At 39.3% G+C, this 20,328-nt stretch carries 22 protein-coding genes; 13 read left to right on the plus strand and 9 right to left on the minus strand.

The features are described from left to right. Positions 1 to 37: 37 nt before the first annotated feature. Together RE471_RS04625 and RE471_RS04630 are read left to right on the plus strand one after the other, a co-directional pair. Positions 38 to 1,021 carry a GTPase gene (locus tag RE471_RS04625; RefSeq protein ID WP_309215620.1) on the plus strand — a complete coding sequence of 328 codons (984 nt, stop codon included), beginning with the start codon at positions 38 to 40 and terminating at the stop codon, positions 1,019 to 1,021. Then, on the plus strand, positions 990 to 2,633 hold the full coding sequence (locus RE471_RS04630; protein ID WP_309215622.1) for a glutamate--tRNA ligase: 1,644 nt from the start codon (positions 990 to 992) through the stop codon (positions 2,631 to 2,633). The genes RE471_RS04625 and RE471_RS04630 overlap by 32 nt, the downstream gene beginning before the upstream one ends. A gap of 135 nt (positions 2,634 to 2,768) precedes the next feature. On the opposite strand, the gene RE471_RS04635 is transcribed toward RE471_RS04630, so the two are convergent. Continuing rightward, positions 2,769 to 4,214, minus strand: coding sequence for an APC family permease (locus tag RE471_RS04635; RefSeq protein WP_309215623.1), 1,446 nt, complete (start codon positions 4,212 to 4,214; stop codon positions 2,769 to 2,771). Positions 4,215 to 4,495: 281 nt separating this feature from the next. Here RE471_RS04635 and RE471_RS04640 point away from each other — a divergent pair, with 281 nt between their 5' ends. After that, on the plus strand, positions 4,496 to 4,735 hold the full coding sequence (locus RE471_RS04640) for a hypothetical protein (protein WP_309215624.1): 240 nt from the start codon (positions 4,496 to 4,498) through the stop codon (positions 4,733 to 4,735). Between the two features lies 1 nt (position 4,736). Here the strand turns inward: RE471_RS04640 and RE471_RS04645 are convergent, their stop codons facing one another. Next, positions 4,737 to 5,429 carry a hypothetical protein gene (locus tag RE471_RS04645; protein ID WP_309215625.1) on the minus strand — a complete coding sequence of 231 codons (693 nt, stop codon included), beginning with the start codon at positions 5,427 to 5,429 and terminating at the stop codon, positions 4,737 to 4,739. Positions 5,430 to 5,547: 118 nt separating this feature from the next. Here RE471_RS04645 and gyrB point away from each other — a divergent pair, with 118 nt between their 5' ends. The 3 genes from gyrB (at position 5,548) to RE471_RS04660 (ending at position 10,972) form a co-directional block, all read left to right on the plus strand. Then, the gene (gene gyrB / locus RE471_RS04650; RefSeq protein ID WP_309215626.1) at positions 5,548 to 7,491 is read left to right on the plus strand and encodes a DNA topoisomerase (ATP-hydrolyzing) subunit B; all 1,944 of its coding nucleotides are present in this window, start codon (positions 5,548 to 5,550) and stop codon (positions 7,489 to 7,491) included. 9 nt (positions 7,492 to 7,500) lie between these two features. After that, the gene (gyrA, locus tag RE471_RS04655; protein WP_309215627.1) at positions 7,501 to 9,876 is read left to right on the plus strand and encodes a DNA gyrase subunit A; all 2,376 of its coding nucleotides are present in this window, start codon (positions 7,501 to 7,503) and stop codon (positions 9,874 to 9,876) included. Positions 9,877 to 9,988: 112 nt separating this feature from the next. After that, positions 9,989 to 10,972 carry a homoserine dehydrogenase gene (locus RE471_RS04660; RefSeq protein ID WP_309215628.1) on the plus strand — a complete coding sequence of 328 codons (984 nt, stop codon included), beginning with the start codon at positions 9,989 to 9,991 and terminating at the stop codon, positions 10,970 to 10,972. Between the two features lie 2 nt (positions 10,973 to 10,974). Here RE471_RS04660 and RE471_RS04665 read toward each other — a convergent pair whose 3' ends face one another. Continuing rightward, the gene (locus RE471_RS04665; RefSeq protein WP_309215630.1) at positions 10,975 to 11,346 is read right to left on the minus strand and encodes a hypothetical protein; all 372 of its coding nucleotides are present in this window, start codon (positions 11,344 to 11,346) and stop codon (positions 10,975 to 10,977) included. Between the two features lie 136 nt (positions 11,347 to 11,482). On the opposite strand from RE471_RS04665, the gene proC reads away from it, so the two are divergent. After that, positions 11,483 to 12,262 carry a pyrroline-5-carboxylate reductase gene (gene proC, locus RE471_RS04670; RefSeq protein ID WP_309215631.1) on the plus strand — a complete coding sequence of 260 codons (780 nt, stop codon included), beginning with the start codon at positions 11,483 to 11,485 and terminating at the stop codon, positions 12,260 to 12,262. Between the two features lie 94 nt (positions 12,263 to 12,356). On the opposite strand, the gene RE471_RS04675 is transcribed toward proC, so the two are convergent. The 5 genes from RE471_RS04675 to RE471_RS04695 are packed head-to-tail and all read right to left on the minus strand — an operon-like array spanning position 12,357 to position 15,390. After that, complete coding sequence (locus tag RE471_RS04675; protein WP_309215632.1) at positions 12,357 to 12,581, minus strand: hypothetical protein; 225 nt, start codon at positions 12,579 to 12,581, stop codon at positions 12,357 to 12,359. Further along, positions 12,578 to 12,880 carry a hypothetical protein gene (locus tag RE471_RS04680; RefSeq protein WP_309215633.1) on the minus strand — a complete coding sequence of 101 codons (303 nt, stop codon included), beginning with the start codon at positions 12,878 to 12,880 and terminating at the stop codon, positions 12,578 to 12,580. Before RE471_RS04680 ends, RE471_RS04675 begins: the two co-directional genes overlap by 4 nt. Before the next feature lie 37 nt (positions 12,881 to 12,917). Continuing rightward, positions 12,918 to 13,112: a hypothetical protein gene (locus RE471_RS04685; RefSeq protein ID WP_298278866.1), complete on the minus strand. Its 195-nt coding sequence runs from the start codon at positions 13,110 to 13,112 to the stop codon at positions 12,918 to 12,920. Next, entirely contained in the window at positions 13,099 to 14,292 is a 1,194-nt protein-coding gene (locus RE471_RS04690) for a cytochrome bc complex cytochrome b subunit (RefSeq protein ID WP_309215634.1), read from the minus strand. The genes RE471_RS04685 and RE471_RS04690 overlap by 14 nt, the downstream gene beginning before the upstream one ends. Before the next feature lie 9 nt (positions 14,293 to 14,301). Continuing rightward, complete coding sequence (locus tag RE471_RS04695) at positions 14,302 to 15,390, minus strand: ubiquinol-cytochrome c reductase iron-sulfur subunit (RefSeq protein ID WP_309215635.1); 1,089 nt, start codon at positions 15,388 to 15,390, stop codon at positions 14,302 to 14,304. Between the two features lie 108 nt (positions 15,391 to 15,498). On the opposite strand from RE471_RS04695, the gene RE471_RS04700 reads away from it, so the two are divergent. Together RE471_RS04700 and tatC are read left to right on the plus strand one after the other, a co-directional pair. After that, positions 15,499 to 15,828 carry a twin-arginine translocase TatA/TatE family subunit gene (locus tag RE471_RS04700; protein WP_309215636.1) on the plus strand — a complete coding sequence of 110 codons (330 nt, stop codon included), beginning with the start codon at positions 15,499 to 15,501 and terminating at the stop codon, positions 15,826 to 15,828. 1 nt (position 15,829) lies between these two features. Continuing rightward, positions 15,830 to 16,654: a twin-arginine translocase subunit TatC gene (gene tatC, locus RE471_RS04705; protein WP_309215637.1), complete on the plus strand. Its 825-nt coding sequence runs from the start codon at positions 15,830 to 15,832 to the stop codon at positions 16,652 to 16,654. Here the strand turns inward: tatC and RE471_RS04710 are convergent. After that, a complete protein-coding gene (locus tag RE471_RS04710) occupies positions 16,634 to 16,957 on the minus strand; it encodes a hypothetical protein (protein WP_309215638.1) in 324 nt (107 codons plus the stop codon). The two genes, tatC and RE471_RS04710, sit on opposite strands and share 21 nt — an antisense overlap. Positions 16,958 to 17,064: 107 nt before the next feature. Between RE471_RS04710 and RE471_RS04715 the strand changes: the two genes are divergently transcribed. The 4 genes from RE471_RS04715 (at position 17,065) to RE471_RS04730 (ending at position 20,327) form a co-directional block, all read left to right on the plus strand. Then, positions 17,065 to 17,586: a winged helix-turn-helix transcriptional regulator gene (locus RE471_RS04715; RefSeq protein WP_309215639.1), complete on the plus strand. Its 522-nt coding sequence runs from the start codon at positions 17,065 to 17,067 to the stop codon at positions 17,584 to 17,586. Between the two features lie 47 nt (positions 17,587 to 17,633). Beyond that, complete coding sequence (locus RE471_RS04720; RefSeq protein ID WP_298278851.1) at positions 17,634 to 17,768, plus strand: YHS domain-containing protein; 135 nt, start codon at positions 17,634 to 17,636, stop codon at positions 17,766 to 17,768. 4 nt (positions 17,769 to 17,772) lie between these two features. Then, entirely contained in the window at positions 17,773 to 19,803 is a 2,031-nt protein-coding gene (locus RE471_RS04725) for a heavy metal translocating P-type ATPase (protein WP_309215641.1), read from the plus strand. Between the two features lie 71 nt (positions 19,804 to 19,874). After that, complete coding sequence (locus tag RE471_RS04730) at positions 19,875 to 20,327, plus strand: YbhB/YbcL family Raf kinase inhibitor-like protein (protein ID WP_309215642.1); 453 nt, start codon at positions 19,875 to 19,877, stop codon at positions 20,325 to 20,327. The last annotated feature ends 1 nt before the right edge of the window (position 20,328 follow it).

Here is a 20,328-nt window from a genome sequence, read left to right on the forward strand (position 1 = left end):
AATGAAAAGGATATTAACCACCTTGAAATGGGGTTATATGTTTGATTATATACCCACAGTGCTTAGATCACAGGAAATCATAGACAAATCATTTCATAAGGCATCAAACATTGTGGAACCATACTTCCCAAAGAAGGAAACAAAAATTAGAAAGGAAATTACTGATAGGATATCCACTATCGAAAGCATCTCAACAGGCCATCTTGATAAAATAATAAGAAAATTTCCCACCATAGAAACATTGCATCCATTTTATTTTGATTTGATAGACCTAATGTTCGATGTGGATAAATACAAGCTGAGCCTTGGCAACGTACAGTGGACCACTGACAAGATAAAGGACTTCAGCACAATTTACATCAAAAAATTGAAGGGTGCAAAAACCATCAATGATATGAACAGCATCATGAAAACATATTATGGACGATTTTCCTCTCTAATAAAAAATATCAACCCCGATCTATTATACCTGGGCGAGTGCAGGAATTACCTTAGAAGGCTCCCGGGAATCATTACAGACATACCCACATTCATAATAGCCGGAATTCCAAACTCAGGAAAGAGCTCCTTGATACAGAAAATGACTGGAACCTCACCAGAAATTGCAAGCTATCCATTTACCACCAAGGACATCCTTATAGGTTATAAAAATATTGGAAACTGGCGTGTACAGTTTATAGATACACCGGGAATTCTGGATAGGCCAATGGATAAAAGAAATGATATAGAAAAAAAGGCTATAATCGCCCTTTCCAAAATTGAAGGAACAATATTATTTCTATTCGATTACTCAAACACTTCTAAATACACTGAAGAAGAACAGAACAATCTTTACAGTGAAATATCTGAAACATTTCCCAACAGGATTATCAGAATACAGACCAAAATAGATATAAGTGAAAGGCGCGAGGATATCTGTATCTCCTCGGTAACAGCCCCGGGATTGAAAGAGCTGGATAATGTAATCATAGCAGAGGTGGAAAATTTTTATGCAACAAGAAATAAGGAAGCAGGTTATTAAAAACGCATATTTGCATGGTGGAAAGGCAGATGTCTCCTCGGTAGTGGGAAAATTAATATCCGCAAACCCTGAAATAAGAAAGGATATGAAGAACGTAATGAAATCTATCCAGGAATATGTCAGTGAAGTAAATTCAATGACACATGACCAGATTGAAGAGATTGTTAATACCGAATATCCCGACATACTTATACGGGAAAAGAAAGAGGAAAAACACAGGCTTCCAGATCTCCCAAACGTTAAGGGCAGTGTTGTAATGAGGATGGCCCCATCGCCATCAGGCCCACTGCATATTGGCCACTCCCGAATGGCAATTCTTAATGACGAGTACGTTAAACGTTATGGTGGAAAGCTCATACTGAGAATAGAGGATACAAATCCCTCAAATATAGACCCAGACGCATATGAACTAATACCGGAAGACCTAAAATGGCTGGGGGTAAATGTGGGAGAGACAGTTATACAGTCTGAAAGAATGGAATTTTATTATTCAGAAGCAAAAAGGATGATATCAGATGGGTATATGTACGCAATAGAGGAGAACCAGCAGGAATTTCACGATCTTAAACTGAAGAAGGTTCCGGTTAAGGAAAGAGACGCAGATCCATCAGACAGTCTTGAAAAGTTTGACAGAATGATTTCGGGTTATTACTCAGACGGGCAGGCAGCGCTTGTTATGAAGACAGAGATAGATCATCCCAATCCCTCCGTCAGGGACTGGATAGCTTTCAGAATCAATACACACGATCATCCCCGTACCGGAAGCAGATATGTGGCATACCCTACTATGAACTTCTCTGTTTCTATTGATGACCATTATCTCGGCCTCACACATGTTATAAGGGGTATAGACCATCTCGTAAACACTGAAAAGCAGAAATATGTATTTAAGTACAATAAATGGGAAATCCCGGAATATTTCCATTATGGGTTTATAACAATTCCTGATACCATCCTGAAAACTACCATAATAAAGGAAGGAATAAGATCTGGCAAATATTCTGGATGGGATGATATACGCCTGGGCACACTGATGGCATTGAAAAAGAGGGGATATAACCCTGAAACCTTCAGAAATTACTGGATAAGCTCCGGTATGAATAAAAACAATGCCACATTTTCATGGGATATTTTCAATTCTATGGATCGTGAAATAATAGACAATGACACTGAAAGATATTCCTTCGTCCCTGAACCTGTGATACAGCATATAAAAAACCCTGTTGAATTAAAAAGCCATGCAATGCTGCACCCACAGAATCCAGAAAGGGGGTTCAGGGAATACAGATTGAAGCCTGATGCGAGCATATATTTTCCGGCCAGGGATATGCTGGAAATAGCCGAGGGAGAAACCATAAGACTGAAGGATCTGTGCGTTGCCAGGAAGGAGAATGGTAGAATAGTTTATTCAGACTATGTTCCCAGGGAAAGGGTTAAAATTATTCAGTGGGCCCCTGAAAACTCCAGTGAAATGACTATATTCCATCCTGATGGCAGCGTTGATACAGGAATGCTGGAGCCGCTTGCTGCCGGGAAAAATAGCGTGGTACAGCTGGAGCGCTATGGATACGTTAATCTAAGCGGGAATAAAGGCTATTTCCTTCATAAATAAATTAAATATATATACATTTAGATGGAAACCTTGAAGCACACATATTGAATGAAGAAAAAACTACTGACCTGTATATAAAATCAGCATAAATTTTTGATTATTTTGACCGCACACATAATCAAAAATTAATTATAATCATTTTTCCGCCTCATTCATCATCCTTTCAATAACGCTACCTCCCAGGCTATTTTTGTAGCCCCTGTATACCACATATCCAGCAGAGAAAACAACTATGATAATGGCAATGAGGACAAATGCAAAATATGGCTCAACAAAATTGCTGATAACCCCATCGTAAAATGCATACGCGAAAATCCCAAGGCCGAATGCAGGTGCCAGTATACTGGCAAAAAGTTTTCTCATGAACGATACTTTTATTCCTGACCTTCTGTAATAGAAATACAGCGAAACATCAGGGATTCCGTGATGGAAATACCATAGTATTGTTGCAGCAGTGTATGGTGCAAAAGCCACGTAAAACAGTGAGGTTTCATTATATCCATATACAGGTATCATCACTGCCAGAACTATCAATGTCATTGCAGTTGCAATTACAAAATTCACAAGGGCAGCATTAGCAGGAGTTTTTGTTGGTGATAGTTTTGCAAGCCATTTACTATTAATGAAATTATCTCTGGATAATGAATAAAGCAACCTTGCCTGGGCCCCAGAAGCACCTATTATGTTACTGCTAAAATAAAACGGCACGTATATAAAGGCGAGGAATAAAACCCCGATCTTTCCTATAAATGAAAGATACGATGTAATTAATGGTAGGGGTGATGCCGATAGGGCTGTAATGTTTGGATATGCTGCGAGTTCTGAATATATGCTTACAGATCCGATAACTGTGGCAAGAAGGACTCCAACTATAATTGAACGCCATACTACTTTTTTCGGCTTTATTCCTTCCTCAGAGAAGAATAAACCATTTCCATATGCCTCGAATGTTAAAAACCCAGAAACAGCAGCACCCAGTCCTATACCGGCAAATCCTGTGGGAGAAGATGAAGGGTTTAAATAAGTCAGGGAGTTGTTATGCGTCGTTAATATAACATAAACGGCAGCTACAAGCATAACTCCAACCTGCGCCCATACGCTTATCTCTATGATTCTTGCCAGGTTTCTAACCTGATATTTTGCGCCTATGTACATTACAAAAACTGTGATCAGGGCTATAACAGGTACAAGCACAAATGGAAGTAATATTCCATATACAATATATATAGCCACCAGCATTATTTCTGCAGTTATCAAACCATTTCCAACCTGTAAAAATGAATAGTATGCATAGTTCAGAATGGCCGTAAACTTTCCGACTGCTTTGCCGAATCCCATCTCAGCAAGGCCATAGTACCCACCTGCAAATGGTGCCAATCTGGTATATTCCATAATTGGAATAGACATGAGAAGAACTACAACTAAACCTAAAATGCCGACATAAATTGCAGCATCCCCAGCGTAATCAATATAACCCCCGGCCACTGAAATTGCAAATCCGTAAACAAATATGCCCGACATGGTCAATGTTATAAAACGCCTCAGTGGTATGGAATTTTTATTAAGATTTTCTGTTTCCATAAATTTATAAGTAATTTTAATATATAAATATATGTATAAACATGTTGTTATAAATTTTAAATTGCTAAAGTATGTATTATATTTATCGAAAATAATTTTATACATTGAAATACAGTAGCACGTTATACATAGAAAAATTTGGTTTTAAATTAAATGAATAAAATATTCTGAAAATGATGTATAATAAGTGTGTTGCTATGCTACTCGGAATGGCGATATGGATATTAACATGTATTTTATAAAACAAAAAATCATAAGTTCTAAGTTGTAATATCTAAATTATGAAAACAGACGATCAGAGGAACGTTATATGCGGGGGTGACCCGGAAAACTATCTAAAAGCATATTTAAAGGGACTTTATTTTGATCTTGATGATGGAGAGGAAATCAGGGTAATATTCCTATCTGAAAAGTTTCCATTTGATGCTGAAAAATTTGGGCAACTGGTAAGTGCGGCAAAATTAAAACTTTCAGATTACAAAGATGAGGGTAACGAGAAAGAACTGATTATTAAAAAATGATTTAGACTTTTCCGACGTCCGTTCCAAGTTTTACAGCAACCTTATAAAGAAATAAATGGTCATCACCACCCTGAATAATCCCGCAGCAGCGTTTTTCATTAAAACTGAATCTGAAAATTTTCAATCTATTGTAAACCATTGTTCTCTTAATAACCTCCTTCCCAAACGAAATAGTTTCCATGAATGATTCAGTTACCCTTGATATTTCGGCATCTATAATAAAAGCACAGTCCTCAGGAATAATTCTGTCATAATAGATGTTATTATCATCATAATTCATAAGAAACTTTATCTTATCCTCCATGTGGACTGAAGCTGCAAGAATGTGCTTGATCGAGCATGTGTTGAATATCCTGACCCTTACATTTCCCTCTTTATCAGAAAAATAGTTTTTATCAGCAATAAAAATATAGGCTTTTCTGTTTCTTACCTCTATTCTATTGAAGCCCAGGTGCCCGTAACTATCATATACGAATCCCAGGGACAGGTAATCTACATTATTAATTGAATCATGCAGTAATGGAAAATATTTAACTCCATGAAATTTATGCCTGAATTTCAGCTTCACGTTCCGGCTCCCATGCATGTTATTCCTGCTACTTACTTCACTGATTTTTTTTACATATTCATCAGGATTTTCTCCGGTGAAAATTCCAGTTTCTATATTCCAGCCGTTTGAAATAATATAATCCATTTATCACCATTGATTACCTGATAAAACATTTTTCTATCCAGAAAAATCAATAATTTTGCTGGATGTCATGATCCGGACATAAACCTTATAATTATATGTTGTATTATACTTAGATACTATGGATAAAGCAATGGACAATTATGATGCATCACAGATACAGATTCTCGAGGGACTCAAGGCGGTTAGAAAAGTTCCCGGAATGTATATAGGGTCTACGGGGCCAGAAGGGCTTCACCATATGGTATACGAAGTTGTTGACAACTGTATAGACGAGGCTATGGCAGGCTATGGCTCTGATATTAATATAGTAATATACAGGGATGGCTCATTATCAGTAGAAGATGATGGCAGGGGAATTCCGGTAGATATACATCCAAAGTACAAGAGACCGGGACTGGAAATAGTCATGACAGAGCTCCACAGCGGTGCAAAATTTGACAAGAAAGTCTATAAGGTTACAGGTGGGCTTCATGGTGTTGGTGTCCATGTTGTGAATGCACTTTCTGATTATCTTATAGCCCTTGTAAAGAAGGAAGGTAAGATTTATTACGAAAAATTCAAGCAGGGAGTGCCTGTATCTGGATTGAAGGTTATTGGCAGGTTAGAACAATCTGAGGACCCGGAAATCAGCAATATTGAGCTGAAATATCCTGAACATGGCACTGTGATAAAATTTTTCCCGGACGCAACAATATTCGATAGCATAGATTTTTCATATCAAACAATTTCACAGAGAATAATGGATCTTGCGTTCCTGAATCCAAATATAACTATAGAACTCACTGACCAGAGGTCCGGCAAACACGAAAAATTCCACTTTGAGGGTGGGCTGGTTGAGTATGTCCAGTTCCTGAACCAGGGCAAGGAGGCAGTCAATAAGGAGCCCATATACTGCCATGAGGCATATAAGGACTATGTTGTTGAATTTGCACTCCAGTACACCGACGGAATCAGTGGGGTGGAAGAAAGTTTTGTCAATAATATTAAAACGCCAGAGGGTGGAACACATATGACAGGTTTCCATACCGGCCTTTCCAGGGCTGTTCTTGACTACGCTAAATCAAAGAATTTAATAAAAGGCGTAACAGCACTCACCGGGGACGATACCAGAGAGGGGCTCACTGCAGTAATCCATGTTAAGATGTTCAATCCACAGTTCGAGGGACAGACCAAGGAAAAGCTTGGCAACTCTGTTGTCAAAAGCATTGTGTCCTCCATAACTGAAAAATATCTGAAGGACTACTTCGAATCATATCCACCTGTTGCAGATGCAATAATCAAGAGGGTGCTTGCTGCCGCCGCGGCAAGGGAGGCATCCAGAAAGGCAAAGGAGCTTGTCAGGAGGAAAACAGCACTGGAGAGCGGGACACTGCCGGGAAAACTCGCGGATTGCTCATCAAACGATTCTGATAAAACAGAAGTTTACATTGTTGAGGGGGATTCTGCGGGAGGTTCTGCAAAGCAGGCGAGAAACAGGGAATATCAGGCAATACTTCCACTTAGAGGCAAAATATTAAATGTTGAAAAATCCAATGATAACAAGGCCCTGGAAAATGAGGAAATAAAAAATCTTATAACAGCCATAGGGACAAACATCAAGGATAAGTTTGATATAAAGAACCTCCGTTATGGCAAAATTATCATAATGACCGATGCGGATGTTGACGGTGCACATATAAGGACACTGCTCCTGACATTCTTCTACAGATTTATGAATGAGCTAATACAGGGAGGGCATGTATACTTTGCCCAGCCGCCGTTATTCCGTGTCCAGAAGGGAAACGAAATAGTATATGTTTTCAGTGAGGACGAAAAGGATAAAGAGGTGGCCAGAATGGGAAAGAATGTGGTTATACAGAGATTCAAGGGTCTGGGAGAGATGAATCCTGAACAGTTATGGGAAACCACAATGAACCCAGAAACCAGAAAACTTGTACAGGTGAGCATAGAGGATGCACTGTACGCTGACCAGCTTTTCAATATACTCATGGGGGAGAAGGTTGAGCCCAGGAGAAAATTCATAGAGGACAACGCGAGGTACGTCCAGAATCTTGACATATAGGTGAAATAAATGTTACTTAGACCGATTGAAGAAGAAATCAAAACATCATATCTCGATTATGCAATGAGTGTAATTGTCAGCAGGGCCATACCGGATTTTCGTGATGGATTAAAGCCAGTTCAGAGAAGGATAATATATTCCATGTTTGAGCTCGGCGTTACCCACGATAAACCATACAAAAAATCAGCCCGTATTATAGGAGAAACCATGGGTAAATACCATCCACATGGGGATTCATCAATATACGAGGCGCTGGCAAGAATGGCCCAGGATTTTTCACTGAGATATACATTGATAGATGGCCAGGGGAACTTCGGGTCAATTGACGGGGATGCACCTGCAGCAATGAGGTATACAGAGGCCAGACTGGGGAGGATGGCTGAGGAAATGGTAAGGGATATTGAAAAGGAAACAGTGCCATTTAGCCCCAACTTTGATGGTTCCCTGGATGAGCCCGTGTATTTTCCCTCCAGAATTCCCCAGCTGCTTATAAATGGGACATCTGGCATTGCTGTTGGAATGGCTACAAATATGGTGCCGCACAATCTCACAGAGGTTTCTGACGCAATCATGCATGCCATAGATCATCCAGATTGCAATGTCGAAGATTTGCTGAAATTTGTTAAGGGCCCTGATTTCCCGGGCGGTGGGGTCATTTACCGTAATTCTGACCTTTTGAATATATACAGGACAGGCCACGGCAAGGTTTTCTGCCAGGGCGAGATAGACGATACAGAAAAGAAAAAAATAATCATAAAAACACTGCCATATGGTGTCAATAAGGCATTGTATATACAGAACGTGGCGGAACAGGTTAAGAATGGCGTAATCAACAACATCTCCGATATAAGGGATGAAAGTGACAGAAATGGTATAAGAGTTGTCATAAAGGTTAAAAATGAAGATAGCAAGGGGCTTACAATCAACCAGCTATATGAGCACACTCCGCTTGAAACTACAATAGGCGTAAACAACCTTGTCCTGCTCAACAATGAGCCCAAGGTAATGACACTGGATGAAATGATTCTTGGGTTCATTAATTTCAGGTTAGATATAATAAAGAAGCGTTCAATTTACGATGTTAACAGGCTGCTGGACAGGGAGCATATACTTTCGGGCCTTGCCATAGCCCTACAGAATATTGATCTCGTAATAAAAATAATAAAATCATCTGATAATACTGAGATAGCCAGAACATCATTGATGACCCAGCTAAATCTTTCTGAAAAGCAGGCTGTTGCGATACTGGACATGAGGCTACAGAGATTAACAGGGCTGGAAATAAGGAAGATAAATGAGGAACTGGTAAGCATTAAGGAAAACATAGCCAGACTGAATCAGATTATAAATAACGATTCCGCAAGGCGTGACGTATTAAAGCAGGAAACGCTGGAGATCAAAAAGCAGTTCGGGGATGAAAGGAGAACCGGCATACTCAACAGGGATATCAATTCAAGGAATGACGAGGACCTCATACCCAATGAAGAATCAATAATGATACTTAGCGAAAACGGACTGATCAAAAGGGTTTCCACCGAGGAATATAATGTCCAGAGAAGAGGGGGCAAGGGCACAATAACTGCCACCAGAAAGGAAGATACTGTAAGAAGCATACTTTCATGCATGTCCCATGATATGATCTACTTCTTTACCAACACTGGCAGGGTACTGAAGGCCAAGGCATACACAATAGAAAAGAAATCCCGTACATCCCTTGGAAGCATCGGTGGGACTTTCCTGAAAATGGGGGAAAACGAAAAAATTAGACAGATAATGAAGTCTCCGGAAAGTTCCAAAAATCATCTTATTATAGTAACCAAGAAAGGGTTCATCAAAAAAACTCCTGTAAAGGAGATACTGGATATGCGTGAGTCGGGGCTTAAAATAATAAAGCTGGATGACCAGGATGAAGTTGTTTCTGTAATGGATCTGGAAATGCCATCAAAAATATTTGTGGCCGCTTCAAATAATAAGGCTGCTGTATTCCTCAGCGATGAGGTATCTGTAACTGGCCGTGCTTCACGTGGTGTAAAATCAATGAAGTTAAACGGTGCAGAGGTAATTAATTCATTCCTGGTGAACGATAACGATACGGTTATGAGCATAACAGAGAATGGTCTTGGCAAGAGGACATCGATAACTGATTTCTCAATCCACCACAGGGGCACATCTGGCAATCTAATATTCAAGGAAAGTGAGAGAACCGGTTCTCTGGTTACTGCCATACCAGTTCAGGATGGTCAGGAAGTTCTTATTGTAACAAGAAACAATAAAACAATAAGGCTCAACTCTGATGAAATCAGGATTCAGTCAAGGGTAACCTCAGGGGTTAAGCTCATTAATGTTGATGACAATGACCAGGTGGTTACGGCATCCGTCCTGTGAATTTTTAGTATTTTAAATAATTTTTTTTGAACCTGCATGGAATATAAAATTTATCTGAGTTTTTTATAAAATTGTATAATAAGTTTTATAAAATAAGTAATAATCAGCAACCATGGATATTTCTCTTGTGGGGTTGGGTCACATAGGAAAGGCAGTAGTTGGCATTCTAAATGAAAATCATGAATATTTCAAATCTAAATTTAATGCAGATATAAGGGTGATATCTGTTTCAGATTCCAGAAATACAGTTTATGACAGGAATGGGTTAAATCTGGATAAGGTTCTCATGTACAAGGAGAGAAAAGAACTTGATGAGGTTGCTGAGGTTATCAATCAGGATGAAATTTACTCCCTGCATTCAGATATAATAGTGGACATGTCACCGGCAACAAAGGATGGAATAGCAGGAATGAAAATGTATACCGGCGCATTTGAGGCTGGAAAGCACGTTGTAACATCCAATAAGGCACCACTGGCGCTCCACTGGAAGGAGATTATGGAATCTTCAGTGAAAAACAGGAAAAAAATACTTTACGAATCCTCTGTTGGTGGGGGTGTCCCCCTTTTTAATCTGAATAAATATTCATTAAAATCATCAAAACTTCTGGAATTCAGGGGGCAGGTAAGTTCCACAATAAATTTTGTATTAAATCAGATGATTGCCGGAGTTGATTTCCATGAGGCTATAAAAACAGCACAGAACATGGGAATAGCTGAGACCGATTATCGTGATGACACAAATGGCCTTGATGGTGCCAGAAAAACGGTGATCATTGCCAACGCACTTCTTGGGAAGGATTATACCCTGAAAGATGTGGCATATGAGGGCATTGATGATATAAAGGATATCAACTATATGAAAAATTCTGGAGAAGTTTACCGGGTACTTTCACATATAACCGGTGGTACAGATCCAGTTATAGAATCTAAAATATTCACCATAAAGCAGGAAGATCCAGTAGCTTCTATGGATTCCCTCTCCATGGGATACCTGGAGAGAACCGACAATAATGATGATTTGACCGTTTTTGAAAAGCACGATGGCCCGCTGGAAACAGCAGCCCAGGTCGTCAATGATATTCTCCTTCTTTCATAATTTTATATTATTCCTGGGAGTGCAACCAGGATTCCTGTTATGAAGAAGAATATAAACCATATTATTATTTCAACTATTGCAAGAACAAAGCTTCTGCCTACGCTGATATCATAAATAATGCTGTATACATATAGAAGGATAACCAGCGTTATTATAAAGGCAAGCAGGCTACCTAGGGCTGCCAGTGGTGCAAAAACGAAGTGGAGCCCCAGTGAGAAGAATATGATAATTATTGGTGTAAGCAGTGTTACGACAATGGCATTCCCAAAGTTTGCAGTAGATTTATGAACAACAATAAGTGAGGCTGCGTAGGCAGGCAATGAAATTATCACAATAGCTATCAGCAGAGCAATTAAATCAAACAGTAATGACATAAATTTTAATGGGAAATGAAGTTATTAATATTTTTCATATATTCCACTATCTGAAATACTGCTGGAGCCTTAGTATCTTAACTTTGGAAGGAAACCAATGTATAAACAATAATATAATATACTGCAATTATAAATTATGAAAGTTGGAATAATAGGTGCAGGCACAGTTGGAAAATCCATAGCAGAGGGCATAAAGAATGATTTCAGCATATCCCTGAGTTCAGGTTCATTTGAGAAATTAAAAAAATGGAACAACGAAAGGTTTCAAATTTTTGATAATAATGTTGACAACGCAAAGAATGCAGATATAATTCTTCTAACCATAAAACCGGGTATATCGGACTCTGTAATGGAGGAAATCCGCACAGCGTGCAAAAATAAACTTGTAATATCATTCATGGCCGGCGTGACACTGGATCATATGCAGGAAAAGTTAAAGGAATCACATATTGCCAGGGCAATGCCCAGTATACCCATGATCGTGCAGAAGTCTGTTACTGCATACAGTTACAAAAATCTCCATGATGCGGAGATCGAACTGTTGAAAAAGATTCTTGCAGGATTTGGATCCTATGTGAAGGTTGACGAGTCCAATATGGATGCTGTTACAGGATTAAGTGGCAGTGGCCCAGCCTTCGTTGCAATCATGGCCGATTCCATGATAAATGCAGGAATACTGGCAGGAATACCCAGACAGCAGGCAACAGATCTTGTAATTGATACCTTTATAAATACAATGCAGCTCATGAGGGAGAAAGGCATATCTGCATCTGATCTCCGTGATGAAGTCATGACTCCTGGCGGAACTACTGTAACAGGCATATACGAAATGGAGAAGGCAAATGTCAGAACTGCTATTGCAAATGCGGTACTGGGTTCATATAGAAAGGCTCAGGAAATTGGCAGGAAAAACTGAAACTAGATGAGTGCGTTCTCCCTTTGTCCATTCACTCTGCTTAAAATTATAAAATTTTTGGTAAATAATTTTTAAATTTAAAAAAATAAAATTTTTACATATCCTCCTGACCGAAAGCCATTACCAGAAGTACAAATCCAACGAAAGTAAAGAAGAAAGATATCCAGCTGGCAATCTGATGTGGGCCTATCTGTGGGTTGATGGTAGGGAAAGCACTGTAATCTAGAAATGTTGGTATTGAAATTATCAGAAATATAATTCCTGTTACCATCATATACTTTGAACTTTTTCTCATTTTATCAAATTTTTCTCTCATCATATTAAAGCCACCCCTATAACAGCAAATGTAAATACATACAGAAGTATTGGAGCTATTACTGTTCTCGTCGATATTTTTCCATTTCTGGATCTATTGTGCCCCAGAGAAACTGCATAAAGTATAATTGATATTATAACAAGCACCAGTGTTATTACAAGCAAGCCTTCCTCATAGATGGCAAAGTTTCCGAATACTGGTGATACCATTTTTGATGGAACTTCGTGGTACATCGCTCCTATAGGTTTGATTAATACCGCATACAGAATAAACGGCACACTTCCAAAGAGGTAAATTATCATCGAATAATAATATAAATATATAGATTTTTTATCCATTTTAAACCCTCGCCTTTATTGTTCTCTGCAGCATTAAAAATATGATAGCTGCGAACATGAATAAATTAATTACAAGCACTACTGCCCAGAGACTTTCATATTTAAATGGATATTCCTGGGTAATATACCACATGATAGGGTCCACCACAACAAGTTGCAGTATGCCTATCAGATAAACAATATTAGTTACTTTCATTTGTTTCACCATCCCTTTTTGCGAATCTCATGGCATATACTGTTATGAAGGAAATGAAGGTTATAGACCACCATAGATACATTGTCATCAGCCTTGTCTGGCTAAGCCCTGGTTGTGAATAGCCCCATACCGTCATGACAGCCAGGCCGATTAGCATAAATATCCCGAATGCAGTGATCCATGGCCTTTCCAGTACTCCCTTATTATGGTATCTGTCTATAAACGGTAGTATCAGTATGAATACCAGCATGCCTATTATCAGAGGAACTCCTCCTGTGCTCAAACCGTAACCTGCCACATCCATTAATTTGTAAACAGGTGTGATGTACCAGTCAGGAACCGGGAAAGTCCCGTATGCAAGAGAACCGTATGCAAGTGTTAACTGCTGCGGGAATGCAGCTGAAATTAGCAGTATAATTCCAACCATTACGATCCCAGAAAACATTGCATATAGTAGGTTAGTGGGGAACCATGGGATCATCTCTCCCTTTTTCGGTTTCTCACTTGCAAGCCCGGATCTCTCGAATAGCATAAAATGTACTGCGAACAGCGCAAGCATCAAGGTTGAAAACACCGCAACGTGAAGCGCTAACAGATGGGAAAAAGTGGCTGTTGTTGTTCCATTTCCTATCAGTATTGCCTCAAGCCAGTTTATAAATGCTCCAGGGAGTATTCTGCCCAGTACGCTTCTCTGCATAAACAGTAAGCCGATATGCACAGCTGCCATTGCTATTGCAGTGTTTGCAAGCATATACCCCAGTATGGCCGTAAATATTGTGAGCAGGAATAAAACAACTCCAAGAATCCACTGTAGCCATCTCCATTTTCCCTTATATGAACCAACAAACCACTGTCTCATCATATGGAAGTAAACAAGTCCGATCATGGCGTATGCCATATATAGATGCGATGTCAGTATTATATGGCCAAACGGAACGTCTGATATGATATACTGTGTGGATTGATACGGATCTACCTGGCTGTAGTAAAAGAACAGGACTATTCCAGAAACTATCTGGTAAATAAGTGCTGTTGCAACCCACGCACCGGTCCATTCATCGATCTTGTAACCTCTTTTTGTTACTGATTTAAATCCTAAAGTATAGGAACCATCTGGAAGATCCTTCTCTTCCTTCATCAGATCTGTTAAGTTATAATTATTTGTTTCTGCCTTTTCCATCTAATTCACCTACGAGCTCCCGCTGGAGCTATTTCCTGAAAAGCTTCCTTTCCAGTTTAAATTATTAGCACTATCGTTTTGGTTACTGACTACTGTAGTCCTATACAGTATGATCCCACTGCTGTTGCTATTCAATTCTAAGGATGAAGTGCCCAGGCTTTTATAATTAGAAGAACTGGTGTTGTTAACTTCCCCTGTATACATTGTTGATGGATAATTAGTGGGAGTTCTTGAGGTCCTTATTGCAGTGCCGCCTGTTAGGTCTTCTATTTTAACCTGCGAACCATAAGTTTCACCTCCAGGGAATTTCAGATGTGTTCTAATAACAGCATTGCTTGAATTAATACCATAGGCGTATATATTTCCGCCTCCATTGGATCCATTACTGTCGGTTGCCAGCATAATCTGTGGCAGGGAATGATTTGCAGGGCTGGATGCGGGGCCGTTATTGTAAAGGTTTCTCCCTCCCCAAACCGGGTTGTACTGGCTTCCGTGGCACTTGCAGTAAATTAAGCCGTACTCCGGCCACTGTGCCGGTGTACCTGGTGCGTCAGCCTTGTATCCAATCAGCTTTGACTCAAATGGTATGCTCTTTCCTGGATGGTAATCCAGAAATGGCGGAACACACCCAAGATGCTGGCATATGCCACTCAGGGCAAGGATCGAATAGTTGTTGCCTGTACCATTGTAGTTATTTACATAAATTATACCGTCCATAGGCGCAGTTGAAGATGGAGCCACAGGATTAAACCCGGATGAAGGGGATGTATTGGGCGTTGTAACCCTAACATTCTTCAGAACAATTAAAAATGTCGGCTCGTCCTGCAAGGGATAATTAAAAACAAGTATGGGCGTACTTGTTGATGAAGGGCTTGCTGCCGCATATTCTATAACATCAGATATTGTAATCCTGCTTCCACTGGGATCCTCCAGAACAGCCAGAGGGAAGTTATCCATTACAGGAACGCTCCGGTCACTTGGTACAACGTAGCGTTCCATAGATAGACCCCCCACCATCAGGGCTGCGATTGAAAGGCCTGCTCCCTTTAGAAAAGCCCTTTTCTCGGGCTCAGGAATATAGTTTTTATCATTGGCCATGAATGTTGATTTATAAGATATCTAAATGTTTACTTAATTTCCTGAATATGTTCAATAAAAACAAAACATATTTTTAATTCCAAGATAATTATGAATAAGTGATAGTTAATGTTTGATTCGTATATGGACATACTGATAATTGCTGTTGTTGCGCTGATTATCTTCGGCGGAACAAAGAAGATACCGGAAATGGCGAGAAATTTGGGAAAGGCAACTGGAGAATTCAAGAGGGGCCAGATGGAAATTGAAAATGAATTGAAAAACGGGACAAGCACTGCACAGACAAACAAGGGCCAGATAAATTACATGAAAATTGCCGAAGATCTGAATATAGATATAAAAGACAAGACAATAGATCAGATAATAAGTGAAATCAACGAAAAACTGGGTAGCTCCGCAAAGCCTGTAGAAGGGGCAGTAGAAACCAAGCAAAACTAATATGGAAAACGAATTATTGAACTATCTGGTTAAATATTCGGATGAAATTAGGTACAGGGCAATCAGGATACTTGCAGTTTTTGCTGTTTTTTTTGGTATTTTCGTAATTTTCAGGATACAGTATATTTCTATATTCGGTCAGAGATTCCTTTTTCTATATCCGGATCCACTGGATAATGTTGGAGCTCAGGTATTATATCTTTTAAAATCCCATGACCTTACATCAAATACAACGCTCCTGGTATTGAAGCCTGTTGATGGGGTAATGGCTGATTTTTATACATGTATGGCTATTTCCCTTATAATTTCCATGCCTGTTATAATCTATGAAGTTTCAAAGTTTATTGATCCGGCACTTAAAAACAGTGAAAAGGAACTTTTAAGGTCGATAATAATACCTGCATCCCTGCTCTTCTTTGCAGGGGCATTTGTGGGCATATATTTCATTGCGCCTGTCCTGTTCAGAATTTTTGCAGATTTTGATATAGGTGTGGGTGCAGATGTAACTATGGGAATCTCCAGCTTTGTTTCCTTCATATTCATGTATACCATAGCTTTCGGGCTTTCCTTCGAAATACCTGTGTTTATGGTTGGCCTGAGCAGGTTCGGCATAGTCACAGCGGATACATGGAAAAAGAACTGGAGATATGCAGTTATAGGCGCATTGGTCTATGGCATGATATTCTCGCCGGGCGTTACTGGATTCACCATGGTTGTAATAGCCATACCCATGATTGCACTGTACTTTGCAGGAATCCATTTCTCCATTAAAGCGGAGAAAAAATTCGAGGAAGAAAATACATATTCAAGCAGTGCCGATCAGTGATAAACCTTTAATTTCAAATTTTCCTCCAATTTTATATTTTATTTTTACTGCCTGCCTTTCCCGGTTAATGGAATTATATACCTCCTGTTGCATCTCAATCTGTAATGGGTTCTCTATTCTATAATCCTCGCTTTGACTAAAATGATCGACTATGGTGCATACAGGTTTTTTGATTAGCGGGCACATTTCATCGTTGCATGGGCCCTGTACTGTGGTAACAGATATTGATAAAATTCTGGTCCCTATTAGCTTAACCTCCTTGTCTCCGATTTCAATTGAGCCATTGCCCACCTGTACTTTCATAAGAGATTATCCATATGTATTATTAAAGTGTTATTATGTGCATTATGTTAAATTTTAATTAACAAAATATAGCAATATGATTTTATATTATTTAATAATAATGGAATATGCAAGATAAAATAACCTACAACGAATCAAAAGTTCTGAGGCTTTTAATGAATGACTCACGGATGTCAGTTCTTGATATTTCCAGAAAACTCGGGCTCAACAGGAATACTGTATCAAACATTATTAAAAAATTGAACAGTAGCATCATAGAAAGATATACACTTGAGACAAAGGAACCTGAGGATAGCCTCTACATAATTATGGAGACAGATGACATAAATTCCGTGGATAGTGATAAAGTTATAGAATATTTCGAGCTGGCCAACGGCCACTATACTGTTATAATGAACAGGGAAGCCATTGGAGCTGGTATAAGCTATAATCGGGTTGATTTAGCGCATCGCAGAGTTATCAACAAAATTCCGCCAACAATTGATCTTTACTGCGATTACTGTGGAGGTATAATAGCTGGAAAACCTATGAAATATGACACTTTGGAGGGAACATTATACTTCTGCTGCAACACCTGCAGGGATGATTATATAAATAGCGAAAACACAGAAAAACACGTAAAAAAATAGGCATTCTGCCCTGTAAACATATAAATAGGCTTTATCAATTCTAAATTATGGCAACAGATCCAGTTTGTGGAATGAAAGGAAAAAAGGAAATATCCAGTGAGTATGGCGGAAAAACATATTACTTCTGCAGGGAAGAGTGCAGGGAAGAATTTAATAAAAACCCAGTAAAATATACAAGGTGAATAAATGGCTGTTGACCCTGTTTGTGGAATGTATGTATCTGAGGATTCCACTATATACTCAGATAGAGACGGGGTCAGGTATTATTTCTGCTCTCAGGGCTGCAAGGATAAATTTGACAGGCCAGATGAGGAAAGTGGTGCATTAAAAACCAAGCTCCTTATTGCATGGCCATTTTCTCTGGCTGTTATTTTTATTGATTATCTTTTAGTTTTTCCATTCAAAAATTTTGTTTTGCTTATACTTGCTCTTCCTGTTCAATTTTATGTGGGATTTGATTTTTACCGTGGTGCTTATGAGGCCATAAAGGATAAAATGGGTAACATGGATCTGCTTATTACACTGGGAACCCTTACTGCATTTTTCTTTTCCCTGACGGTGACCGTTGATCCACATATATTTCCTGTCAGCTATACCTATTATGACGCATCTGTTTTTATAATTACACTGATTCTTACAGGAAGCTATATAGAATCACTTACAAAGAAAAAAGCCAATTCCTCAGCAACCACTCTTTTATCACTTCTGCCAGATAAGGTACATATACTGAAGAACGGTGAAACTGTTGATTTGCCCATAGAATCTATGGCTGTTGGTGATACAATACAGGTAAGGCCAGGCGAGAATATCCCGGCAGATGGAATAGTAATAGATGGTTCTTCAGAGGTGGATGAGTCCATGGTTACAGGAGAGGGTGATCCTGTACTGAAAAATAGCGGTTCCAGTGTAATCTCAGGAACAGTTAACCTGAACGGTCTCATTACTATTTCCGTAAAAGAAACTGGAAACAATTCTACTGTGAAGAAAATTTACTCCATGATACAGATGGCATCAATGGGCAGGGCAAAAATACAAAAAATATCAGATATATTTTCATCTTACTTTGTACCAGTTGTACTTGTTGCAGCGGGATCGTCATCCATTTTCTGGTACTTCTATTTAAGCTCTCTTGGAAATCCACTATATTCCATAATTGCGGTGCTTGTTTTTGTTTCTGTTGTTGTAATAGCCTGCCCCTGCGCAATTGGTCTGGCTGCCCCCATTACCCTTCTTATTTCATCCAATGCGTCCTCCAGGAATGGCATACTGATAAAAAATTCCAGCTCCATGGACAGACTTTCAAAAATCGATACGGTTATATTTGATAAAACAGGAACGATTACAGACAATACACCAAAAGTTACTAGGTTAGATATTCATGGCGATGAACATCTTGCAGTTTCACTTCTCTACTCAATGGAATCCCTGTCCAACCATCCAGTAGCCGTGGCAATATGTTCCTATCTTAAGGATAGAAACCCAGAAAAGACTGAAATAAAGGAGTTCAGGGAGATTCCAGGCACGGGAGTAACCGGGGTTTATAACGGTTTACACGTGGAGGCAAGGAGATCGGGGGGACATATATCATTATTCCTTGACAGTAAAGAGCTGGCAACACTGGAAATAGAACATTCAATGAGAAAGGGGATAGAACAGGATGTGAAAAACCTCATCAGGAACCATATTAGGGTCATGATAGTTACAGGTGATACTGAAGAAAACACCTCCGGGATTGCCAGTAAACTTGGAATAAGTGAGTATTACTGCTCCATGAAGCCGGATATGAAGGCAGACATTGTAAAAAAGGAGCAGGAAGCCGGAAGATACGTTATGTTCGTGGGTGATGGGATAAATGACACTGTGGCAATGAAAACAGCTGATGTAGGTGTTGCAATGGCTTCAGGGTCAGACATAGCAGGTGCAGCCGGAGACATTATACTTTTGAACAACGATTTAAAAAATATTCTGAGAAGCATATACATAGGGAAATACACAATAAAAAAGATAAAGCAGAATGTTGGCTGGGCAATTGGATACAATTCTGCACTTATACCTGTTGCAGCCGGAGTCCTGGTTCCACTGCTGGGTCTCGGGATATATTATGTGCTTCCCATATTCGCTGCCCTGGCAATGGGCCTTAGTTCTACTACTGTTGTATTAAACTCCCTCAGGCTACGGACAAGGCTATCCAGAAATGTTGAAGATGCGGTACTTTAAAGCCTTTATTATTTCCCTAGGCTATGTTTAGAAATTAGATAAATTTATAAGTATTCTCTTAATTGATATGTATGGAATTGAGGGTTATAGGGATGTCAGAGGGCCGCAGAATACCTGATAAATTTACCTGTGGCGGAAAGGATTATTCCCCGAAGATAGAGATACATGACAGAAACGAAGAGGGCTATTATTTTATTGTTATGAACGATCCGGACGCACCTTCAGGACTGTTCACCCACTGGCTTATATATAACATACCTGCTGGTATCGTTACACTGGAAGAAAATATTGGAAACAGGGAGATAACCGGAGAGGGGTACTATCAGGGGGTGAACGATTTTGGTGAACTGGGATACAGGGGGCCGTGCCCTCCCAGAGGGGATGGTGACCACAGATATTTTATAAAAATTTACAGAACGAAAGAAGCCGTGAGTAGAAAAAAAATTGACGCTGAAAATTCGTATAAAATTCTGGATAAACTAACACCTGAAGCAGAATTCTATGCAATTTACAGCAGGGAATAGG

This window comes from Ferroplasma sp. (assembly GCF_031200575.1).
Taxonomy (GTDB): Archaea; Thermoplasmatota; Thermoplasmata; order Thermoplasmatales; family Thermoplasmataceae; genus Ferroplasma.

Excerpts from the sequence above, each read along its gene's own strand:
- RE471_RS04625 (WP_309215620.1), top strand. The coding sequence starts at position 38 with ATGTTTGATTATATACCCACAGTGCTTAGATCACAGGAAATCATAGAC.
- RE471_RS04630 (WP_309215622.1), top strand. The coding sequence starts at position 990 with ATGCAACAAGAAATAAGGAAGCAGGTTATTAAAAACGCATATTTGCAT.
- RE471_RS04635 (WP_309215623.1), bottom strand. The coding sequence starts at position 4,214 with ATGGAAACAGAAAATCTTAATAAAAATTCCATACCACTGAGGCGTTTT.
- RE471_RS04640 (WP_309215624.1), top strand. The coding sequence starts at position 4,496 with ATGAAAACAGACGATCAGAGGAACGTTATATGCGGGGGTGACCCGGAA.
- RE471_RS04645 (WP_309215625.1), bottom strand. The coding sequence starts at position 5,429 with ATGGATTATATTATTTCAAACGGCTGGAATATAGAAACTGGAATTTTC.
- gyrB (WP_309215626.1), top strand. The coding sequence starts at position 5,548 with ATGGATAAAGCAATGGACAATTATGATGCATCACAGATACAGATTCTC.
- gyrA (WP_309215627.1), top strand. The coding sequence starts at position 7,501 with ATGTTACTTAGACCGATTGAAGAAGAAATCAAAACATCATATCTCGAT.
- RE471_RS04660 (WP_309215628.1), top strand. The coding sequence starts at position 9,989 with ATGGATATTTCTCTTGTGGGGTTGGGTCACATAGGAAAGGCAGTAGTT.
- RE471_RS04665 (WP_309215630.1), bottom strand. The coding sequence starts at position 11,346 with ATGTCATTACTGTTTGATTTAATTGCTCTGCTGATAGCTATTGTGATA.
- proC (WP_309215631.1), top strand. The coding sequence starts at position 11,483 with ATGAAAGTTGGAATAATAGGTGCAGGCACAGTTGGAAAATCCATAGCA.
- RE471_RS04675 (WP_309215632.1), bottom strand. The coding sequence starts at position 12,581 with ATGATGAGAGAAAAATTTGATAAAATGAGAAAAAGTTCAAAGTATATG.
- RE471_RS04680 (WP_309215633.1), bottom strand. The coding sequence starts at position 12,880 with ATGATAATTTACCTCTTTGGAAGTGTGCCGTTTATTCTGTATGCGGTA.
- RE471_RS04685 (WP_298278866.1), bottom strand. The coding sequence starts at position 13,112 with ATGAAAGTAACTAATATTGTTTATCTGATAGGCATACTGCAACTTGTT.
- RE471_RS04690 (WP_309215634.1), bottom strand. The coding sequence starts at position 14,292 with ATGGAAAAGGCAGAAACAAATAATTATAACTTAACAGATCTGATGAAG.
- RE471_RS04695 (WP_309215635.1), bottom strand. The coding sequence starts at position 15,390 with ATGGCCAATGATAAAAACTATATTCCTGAGCCCGAGAAAAGGGCTTTT.
- RE471_RS04700 (WP_309215636.1), top strand. The coding sequence starts at position 15,499 with ATGTTTGATTCGTATATGGACATACTGATAATTGCTGTTGTTGCGCTG.
- tatC (WP_309215637.1), top strand. The coding sequence starts at position 15,830 with ATGGAAAACGAATTATTGAACTATCTGGTTAAATATTCGGATGAAATT.
- RE471_RS04710 (WP_309215638.1), bottom strand. The coding sequence starts at position 16,957 with ATGAAAGTACAGGTGGGCAATGGCTCAATTGAAATCGGAGACAAGGAG.
- RE471_RS04715 (WP_309215639.1), top strand. The coding sequence starts at position 17,065 with ATGCAAGATAAAATAACCTACAACGAATCAAAAGTTCTGAGGCTTTTA.
- RE471_RS04720 (WP_298278851.1), top strand. The coding sequence starts at position 17,634 with ATGGCAACAGATCCAGTTTGTGGAATGAAAGGAAAAAAGGAAATATCC.
- RE471_RS04725 (WP_309215641.1), top strand. The coding sequence starts at position 17,773 with ATGGCTGTTGACCCTGTTTGTGGAATGTATGTATCTGAGGATTCCACT.
- RE471_RS04730 (WP_309215642.1), top strand. The coding sequence starts at position 19,875 with ATGGAATTGAGGGTTATAGGGATGTCAGAGGGCCGCAGAATACCTGAT.